This is a genomic window from Ramlibacter sp., assembly GCF_013697775.1.
Lineage (GTDB): Bacteria > Pseudomonadota > Gammaproteobacteria > Burkholderiales > Burkholderiaceae_C > Ramlibacter.
Genome location: NZ_JACCWG010000479.1, coordinates 1 through 8036, shown reverse-complemented (window position 1 = coordinate 8036; position 8036 = coordinate 1). Strand labels below are relative to the sequence as shown.

Genomic DNA, 8036 nt, shown 5'->3' with positions numbered 1-8036 from the left:
TGCTGGGCCTGCGCGCGCAGCTGCAGCTGCGCGTCGCTCAGGCGGCCCTGCACGGTGGCCAGCGCGTCGCGCACCGACCAGGCCTGCTCGCCGCTGCCCCATTGCAGCTGCGGCGCGTCGATCGAGCCCTGCACGGTGGGGTCTTCCCATCCGCCCTGCCAGGCGATAGCGCTGCGCGCGTTGCCTGCCAGCGGCGCGCTGGCCAGCGCCTCGGGCGTCCACGGCAGCTTGCGCAGCCACTGCTGCGCGCGCGCCAGGTCGGACGCCAGGACCACCAGGTTGCCGCCGCCGCGCCGGGCGGCGAGCTCTCCGTCGGCCGACGCTTTCAGGCCCGGCGCCACCAGCGACACCTTGCCGCGCCCGCTTTTCGCTTCCACGTTGGCGGTGAGCGTGCCCTGCAGCACGGCGTCGCTGGCGCGGGCGCGGAAGCTGTCGAGCGTCACCGTGCCCTTGGACCAGTCGCCGCGGGCCACCAGCTCCTGCAGCTGCAAGGTGGCCAGCGCCTGCGCCGCAGGCGGAGCCTTCTTCGCCGTGTCGGTGTCCGCCTTCGCTTTGGCTGTTTGCTTCGCTGGCGTCTTCTTCGCCGCCGCGCGCGGCTGGCCCTTCAGGTCCACGTCGAACGCGATGTCGGATCCCTTTTGCTGGGCGTGCGCTTTGCCGGCCACCAGCATCGGTGCAAGCGGGCTGTAGAGCGCCGCGGGATCGATGCCGTCGACGGTGGCGTCCACCGTCCAGGCGCCGGCATGCCACTGGCCCTTGGCCTTGATTTCGCCGCCGGCCACGGCGGCTACCAGCTCGCGCACGAAGGCCGTGCCGTCGCGCCACTCTCCGCTGCCGCGCAGCTTGCCGGCCGGCAGCCGGTGCTGGTCCCACGGGCCGGGCGCGCCATTGTCCAGGTCGGCGCTCAGGCGCCAGGTGGAGGTGCCGGCCGGCTGCACCTCCAGCCGGCCGCTGAGCGAGGTGGTGGGCGCCTGCGGCCAGATGGCACCGACGTCCACGTGCTGCAGCTGCGCGCTGGCGCGCGGCAGCGGCTGCGCCGCGAACGGTGAAACCGTCGCGGACACGGAGGCATGCGGCGCGTCCTGCGGCTTGGCGGCCTTGCCGTCGAGCAGCGCCTTCACGTCCAGCAACTGCAGTGGGCCGTTCACCTGCGCGGTGAACTCGACGGGCACCGGGCCGGCCGCACCGGGCACCGGCGCGGTGGCCGAGCCGCGCACGCGCGCCTGCACCTTCATGTCGCCGGTAGCATCGACCGCAAGCGTGCCGCCATACAGCCCGTTGGCCCAGCGCAGCTTGTCCAGCCGCAGCGCGTGCGCCGCGCCGGTGAAGGCATAGCGGCCGGCAATCTCGCCCAGCTTCACCTGCGCCGCGCGTCCGTCGTACTCGGCGCTGCCCACGGTGAAGCGGTCCAGCACCACCCGCAGCGGCAGGCGCAGCGAGGCGGGTGGCTTCAGCGGTTCGCCCGCCGGGCGCTTGTCCGTCACCAGCACCGTCGCAACGTGCAGCTGGTCCAGCTGCAAGGTGCGCGTGAGCAGCGCGAAGAGCTTCCATTCCAGCTGGGCGTCCTGCAACTCGACGCGCAGGCCGTCCTTCTCCCAGACCGTGCGCCGCACGTGCAGCCCGTCGCGCAGCGACCCGGTGATGCCTTCCAGCGCCACGGGCTGGTCGCGCGTGAGCCGGCGCAGCGTCCAGTCGAGCGAGCCTTCGGTGCCGGACCACCACCACAGGCCGGCGGTCAGCAGCGCCAGCAGCACCAGTGTGCCGAGCACCAGGCCGAACGCGGTGCGCACCGCCTCCGACAGCCTGCGCAGCATCAAAATGTCACTCCCACGTTGAAGTGCAGCCGCAGCTTGCGCGGCTGGAAGCCGTAAGCCAGCGCCACTTCGAGTGGGCCGACCGGGCTGCGCCAGCGCGCGCCCACGCCGGCGCCCACGCGCGGGTGCAGGTCGCCTACGCGGTTGGCCACCGCGCCAGCATCGACGAACACCATGCTTTCGAACGGCGTGACGGCGCCGTGGCGGCGGATCGGCCGCTGCCATTCGACGCTGGTGCTGGCCAGGTAGCGGCCCGGGCCGACGCGGCCGTTGGGCAGGTCGACGCCGATTTGCTGGAAGCCGTAGCCGCGCACCGTGGTGTCGCCGCCGGTGCGGAACATCTGCGTGGCCGGCAGCCGCGCCGACTGGCGCGCGAACACGGCGCCGAGCTCGCCGCGCAGTTGCAGCCGGCCTTCCTGCATCGGCCGGTAGTACACGCCGTGCACCATGGGCCGCAGGAAGGGCGCGTTGTCGCCGGCCAGCGTGACGCCGCCGCCCAGCTCCGCCGTGACGCCGTAGCCCGAGGTCGGCGCGACGTCGTCGTTGAAATAGCGGCCGGTCCACACGTAGTTGGCGCTCAGCGCCGAGCCGGTGCCGATCTCCTCGGGCGCCAACGTGCCGCCGCCGATCGGCCGGGCGCGCGCCGTGTCGTACTGCAGGTAGTAGTTGCGGTCGATGCCGCCCCAGGACTTGAAGCGGCCCACGCGCAGCCGCTCGCCCTGGGTGAGCAGGCCTTCGTCTTCGATGCGCTCGGCGCGCGCCAGCGCGCTCCAGCGCCACAGGTCCTCGTTGGGAATGGAGGTGGTTTCGAACTGGGCCAGCGGCGTCTTGCGGTTGAGGTTGAGCTTGGTGACGGTGCGCCAGCCGACCACCGGCAGCCGGTTGTGCGTGTGCTCGACCGAGGCGCGCACGCCCGAGTCGGTGGACACGCCGATGCCGAAGGTCAGGCGCTGCAGCGGCGCTTCCTTCACCTGCACCTGCACCGGCGCGGCCGCCGGGTTGCCCTCGGGGTCCAGCGCGATGAAGGCGGAATCGAAATAGCCGCTGCCGGTGAGCCGCAGCTGTGCCTGCACCAGCTCGTCGCGCTCGTAGATGCTGCCCGGGCGCAGCTGCGCGAAGCGCGGCACCAGCACCGGGTCGTACTTTTCCACGCCGGTGACCTGCAGCGGGCCCAGCCGGTACAGCGGCCCCGAGTTCAGCCGAAGGCCGAGCGCGCCGCGGTTGGTGGCGGCATCGATGTCGGCCGCGCTGTCGTCGATGTGGCCGGTGGGGTAGCGCCGGGCGGTCAGCGCGCGCAGCGCCTGCCGCTTGGCGCCGTCCCAGGCCTCCTGGGTGAAGGGCCGGCCGGGCTGCAGGCCCCAGCCGCTGCGGATGCCTTCGCGCTGCTCGACGGCGTCGGCGTCTGTGCTGGTGGCGATGTCGCCTTCGAAGGCGAGGTCCACGCCGGCGATGACCGTGGGCGTGCCGGGATCCACCGCCATCAGGATGCGAGGCCGCTCGCCGGCGGTGTCGCGGGTGATGTCGATCTTCGGGCTGAAGTAGCCGCGCGTGCCCAGCAGCTGGCGCGCGTCGCGTTCGGCCAGCACGATCAGGCGCGACAGTTCGGCGTCGTCCAGGTCGGCCACTTCGCGGTAGCGGCGCAGCTCGAGGTTGCGCTCCAGCAGCTCGCGCAGGTCACCGGGCGCCTGCACCACCAGGTCGAACGAAGGCACGGCCGCGGCCTGCCCGAAGGCACTGGCGGCGGCCATGGCCATGATGAGCGCCAGCATGGGCCGGCGGGCACTGTCGAGCATCGGGGTCCTGCAAATCGCGAGAAGCAAAAGAAACGACTATGCAGGACGGTTTTCGCGTGCTGCGTCAGCCAAATTCGACTGATGAGGATTTGCGCGTGCCGACAAGCTCAGCGGATATGGCTGCGGCCATCCAATACCATGGGCCTGTTTCAAGCCACCTCCTAGCCCGCATCAGCACATCTTCTCCATGGACGATTCCAATCAGATCGAGGTGCCGCCCTCATTCCTTGCGCTGTTCGTGTCCCCATACGGGCAGCGGCTGACCGAGCCGGTGGCCGTGGTGCGGCAGCGCTACGAGCTGTGCGAGGACCTGGCGCAGATGCTGGCGGAAGACGCGTCGGCCAGGCTGTTCAAGTCCGGCGGGACCGAGCGCGAGGTGCTGGACAGGATGCGCACCGCGCTGTCGGAGCCGGGATCCGCCGTGCAGCCCATGGAAGCGTCCTGGGTGGTGACGCGCCTGGCCGAACTGCTCGGCTGGCCGCTGCCCGATCCGGCTTCAGAAACCACGGGGCCGCGCTGACATGGGCTTGCGCGTGTACCTCGCCGGGCCCGACGTGTTCCGCCCCAACGCCGCGGAGCATGGCCGCGGGCTGGTGGCGCTGTGCGCCGAATACGGCTTCGCCGGCGTGTTCCCGCTCGACGCGTCGCTGGCCCGCGAGGTGCCGCCGCAGGCGCTGGCGGCGCGCATCTACCGCGCCAACCTGGCGCACATCGAGGACTGCGACGCCGTGCTGGCCAACCTCGATTTCTTCCGCGGCCCCGAGCCGGACAGCGGCACCTGCTTCGAGATCGGCTACGCCACCGCGCGCGGCAAGCCGGTGATCGGCTACGTGCGCGAGGACGGCAGCTTCGCCCAGCGCATCCGCCAGCGTTATCCGCACGCGGTGGGCAACGGGCTGGCCGATGCGGCGGGCTGGCAGCTGGAGGAATTCGGCCTGCCGCTCAACCTGATGCTGGGCGTGCCGTGCCGCATCGTGGTGGGTGACCTGCGCGCCGCGCTGCATGTGCTGCGCGCGCAGCACATGCGGCCGTCCTGAACGCGGTGCCGGCGCTCAGCCGGTGAGGATCGGGCGCAGCGTGCCGGTTTCGTCGCCGATGAAGCGGAAGAACGCGTCGATGCGCGGCGTTTTGCGCAGCGCCGGCGTGGTCAGGATGCGCCAGATGCGCGTGAGCTCCGGCACCGGGCCGAACAGGCGCTGCAGGTCCGGCTCGGCGTCGCCAAGCGCCGTGGGCAGCGCCGCGATGCCGACGCCGGCCCGCGTGGACTGCACCAGCCCCAGGATGCTGCCGCTGGTGGCCGCCACCGGGGCCGCGGGCAGGGCCTCGCGCAGCCACTGCGTGGCGCGGTGCCCGCCCATGGACGCATCCAGCGCGATCCAAGCGTGCCCGGTCGCCTCGGCCAGCGATGCCGGTGCGCCGTGGCGCTCAACGTAGCCGCGCGAGGCATACACCGCCCACAGCGAATCCGCCACCTTGTGGCCGACCAGCTGGCCGTCCACGGTGTCGCCGGAGCGCAGCGCCACGTCGGCGTCGCCCTTGGCCAGGTCGAGATAGCGGTCGCTGGTGACGAACTCGATGCGCAGGCGCGGATGCGCGGCATGCAGGTGGTCCAGCAGGGGCGATGCGGTGATGCGGTGCACCAGCGGCTCGGGGCAGGTGAGGCGGATCACGCCATTGAGCTCGCGCGCCGAGCCGCGGATGTGCTGCTCCAGGCTGGCGATGCGCTGTTCGACCGCTTCGGCCAGCGGCAGCAGTTCACGGCCATAGGCGGTGAGCCGGTAGCCGGTGGGGTGCCGCTCCACCAGCGCCTGGCCGATGCGCCGCTCCAGCTCGACCAGGCGGCGCTGCACCGTGGACTGGTCCACCTGCAGCGCGCGCGCCGCGGCGGTGGTGCCGCCGTGTCGCGCAACCGCAAGGAACGGCTTCAGATCGTTCCAATCGAACATGGGCCTCCCGCATTCTTGCGGCCATTATGCGTTTGCCTCGGCTCGCCCGCGACACCCCCGCTGCCGGAGTGGTCGCTTGACGAAATGGGTCATGCAGTTAATATAGCCACATGGCTATTCAAGAACAGGAACGCGATCCTCTGAGCTTCGCATTCGCCGCGCTCGCGCATCCCGCGCGGCGCGCCATCCTGGAGCGGCTGGCGCTGGGCGAAGCGGACGTCACCGAACTGGTGCTGCCGTTCGGCCTCAGCCAGCCCACCATCACCAAGCACCTGCGCGTGCTGGAGCGCGCAGGGCTGGTTTTGGTGCGGCGCGAAGCGCAGCGGCGCCCGCGCGCGCTGCTGCCGCAGCCGCTGAAGGACGTGTCCGAATGGGTCCGGCCGTTCGCCGAGCTGTGGGAGCAGCGCTTCTCCTCGCTGGACAGCTATCTGCAGGAAATGGACACACCGACCACCACCCCGATCGACCCACCGAAGGAACAACGCCATGCGCCAAAGAAGCGGTAGGGCGGCATCGCCCGCACCCTGGAAGCTCGAAGTCACCTTGCCGGGCGACCGCCAGATCCGCATGCGGCGTGCCTTTGCCGCCCCGCGCGCCAAGGTGTTCGCGGCCTGGACGCGGCCCGAGCACGTCAGCCGCTGGTGGGACCCGGGCGGCAAGCTGCTGGCCGTCTGCGAGATCGACTTGCGGCCCGGCGGCGCCTTCCGCTGGGTCAACGACGTGCCGGACCGCACGCAGGTGTTCGCCGGCACCTATGTGGAGATCGCCCCGCCCGAACGGCTGGTGCTGCGGATGCCGGCCACGCCGTCCGGCGAGGGCGCGCTGTCCACGGTGCTGTTCATCGACCACGGCGAGACCACCGAGCTGCTGGTGACCATCGCCTGCGGTTCGCCCGAGGAGCGCGAGATGTACCTTGCGATGCGCGTCGACCAGGGAACCGGCTGCACCCTGGACAACCTCGAGCGGTACCTCGCGGCGGCTGTGCCGGGCGAAGGCGCACCGTGATGCGTCCGCGCAAGATCGAATCCTTCGTGCCCTCGGCCGACGGCACACGCATCGCGTTCAGCGCGACCGGTGCCGGGCCGGCCGTGATCCTGGTCGACGGCGCCTTGTGCTACCGCGGCATGGGTCCCGGCGACGCGCTGGCGCGGTGCCTGGCCGACGGCTTCACCGTGTTCCAGTACGACCGCCGCGGGCGCGGCAAGAGCGGCGACACCGCGCCCTATGCGGTGCAGCGCGAGATCGAGGACCTGGGCGCCGTGCTCAAGGCCGCGGGCGGTACGGCCATGCTGTGGGGCACGTCGTCGGGGGCAGTGCTCGCGCTCGATGCCGCGGCGCAGCTGCCCGGCGTGGCGAAGGTCGCGGTGTACGAGGCGCCGCTGATCGCCGACGGGTCGCGGCCGACAACGGAGAAGGACTGGCTGGCGATCCGGCAGGCAGTCGCGCGGGGCGACAGGTCCCAGGCGGTGCGGCAGTTCCTGCGCTCGGTCGGCCTGCCGGGCTTGGCCGTCGCCATGATGCGGCTGCTGCCGATGTGGCCGCGGCTCAAAGCCGTGGCGCACACGATTCCCTACGACGGCGAACTCGTCGCGGACCTGCAGCGCGGCAAGCCGCCGGATGCCGCACGGTGGGCCGGCGTCGCCGTGCCGGTGCTGGTGGCCGACGGCGGCCGCAGCCCGCAGTGGATGCGCAACGGCAACGCCGCATTGGCCGCGGCGCTGCCGAACGCCAGCTACCGCACTGTCGCGGGCCTCACGCACAACCTGAAAGCCCCGGTGCTGGCGCCGGTGCTCGCCAGCTTCTTTGCGGCGCCGGGGTGAACAGGCCCTACGCGCCGGCCGGCTGCAGCCCCATGCCGCCGGCCGGCCGCGCGCGCGGGAACAGGAAGGCGATGGCCACTGCCGCCAGCCCCATGGCCATCGAGCCGATGTACAGCCAGGCGTAGCTGCCGAAGCGGTCGAACAGCCAGCCGCCCGCCAGCGGACCCAGCGCCATGCCCAGGCTGGACACCATGCTGGCCGCGCCCAGCACCGTGCCCAGGATGCGTGGACCGAAGGCCTCGCGCGCCAGCGTGGCATACAGCGGCATCACGCCGCCGTAGGCCATGCCGAACACCGCCGCCACCGTGTAGAAGCCGCCCAGCTGGTTGACCAGCAGATAGGACGCCGCGGCGAACGCCTGGACCAGCAGGCCCGCGATCAGCACCCGCCTGGCGCCCAGCCGGTCGGCCGCCACTCCGAACAGCAGCCGCCCGCCCAGGCCCGCCAGGCCTTCCATGTTGTAGATGGTGACGGCCGCCGCGATCGGCAGGCCGCAGCCGATGGCGTAGCTGACGGTGTGGAAGATCGGGCCCGAATGCGTCGCGCAGCAGGCGAAGAAGGTCGCGGCCAGCACGATGAAGGCGCGCGAGCGCAACGCCTGGCCGGCCGGCATGTCGGGCAGCGGCGCGACCGATGCGCCGTTCGCGCCGGCCGCCGCAACCG

At 72.0% G+C, this 8036-nt stretch carries 8 protein-coding genes and 1 pseudogene; 5 read left to right on the top strand and 4 right to left on the bottom strand.

The genetic code is table 11. The features are described 5' to 3' along the window. A pseudogene (locus H0U68_RS24330) lies at positions 1-1817 on the bottom strand (DUF490 domain-containing protein); the annotation flags it as partial. After that, positions 1814-3607, bottom strand: a complete 1794-nt coding sequence (locus H0U68_RS24325) for a BamA/TamA family outer membrane protein (RefSeq protein ID WP_296359620.1) — start codon at positions 3605-3607, stop codon at positions 1814-1816. The pseudogene H0U68_RS24330 and the gene H0U68_RS24325, both read right to left, overlap by 4 nt. Before the next feature lie 187 nt (positions 3608-3794). On the opposite strand from H0U68_RS24325, the gene H0U68_RS24320 reads away from it, so the two are divergent. After that, complete coding sequence (locus tag H0U68_RS24320) at positions 3795-4127, top strand: hypothetical protein (RefSeq protein ID WP_296359618.1); 333 nt, start codon at positions 3795-3797, stop codon at positions 4125-4127. A 1-nt stretch (position 4128) separates the two neighbouring features. Further along, positions 4129-4644: a nucleoside 2-deoxyribosyltransferase gene (locus H0U68_RS24315; RefSeq protein ID WP_296359616.1), complete on the top strand. Its 516-nt coding sequence runs from the start codon at positions 4129-4131 to the stop codon at positions 4642-4644. Positions 4645-4659: 15 nt separating this feature from the next. Here H0U68_RS24315 and H0U68_RS24310 read toward each other — a convergent pair whose 3' ends face one another. After that, on the bottom strand, positions 4660-5553 hold the full coding sequence (locus H0U68_RS24310; protein WP_296359614.1) for a LysR family transcriptional regulator: 894 nt from the start codon (positions 5551-5553) through the stop codon (positions 4660-4662). A 110-nt stretch (positions 5554-5663) separates the two neighbouring features. On the opposite strand from H0U68_RS24310, the gene H0U68_RS24305 reads away from it, so the two are divergent. Genes H0U68_RS24305 through H0U68_RS24295 form a run of 3 tightly spaced genes read left to right on the top strand, consistent with a single transcriptional unit; the run spans position 5664 to position 7373 of the window. Beyond that, complete coding sequence (locus tag H0U68_RS24305; protein WP_296359612.1) at positions 5664-6059, top strand: metalloregulator ArsR/SmtB family transcription factor; 396 nt, start codon at positions 5664-5666, stop codon at positions 6057-6059. Next, positions 6040-6558, top strand: a complete 519-nt coding sequence (locus H0U68_RS24300) for an SRPBCC domain-containing protein (RefSeq protein ID WP_296359610.1) — start codon at positions 6040-6042, stop codon at positions 6556-6558. The genes H0U68_RS24305 and H0U68_RS24300 overlap by 20 nt, the downstream gene beginning before the upstream one ends. Continuing rightward, a complete protein-coding gene (locus tag H0U68_RS24295; protein ID WP_296359609.1) occupies positions 6558-7373 on the top strand; it encodes an alpha/beta hydrolase in 816 nt (271 codons plus the stop codon). The genes H0U68_RS24300 and H0U68_RS24295 overlap by 1 nt, the downstream gene beginning before the upstream one ends. A 7-nt stretch (positions 7374-7380) precedes the next feature. Here the strand turns inward: H0U68_RS24295 and H0U68_RS24290 are convergent. Then, on the bottom strand, positions 7381-8036 hold a 656-nt coding region (locus H0U68_RS24290; protein WP_296359607.1), incomplete at its 5' end, for an MFS transporter.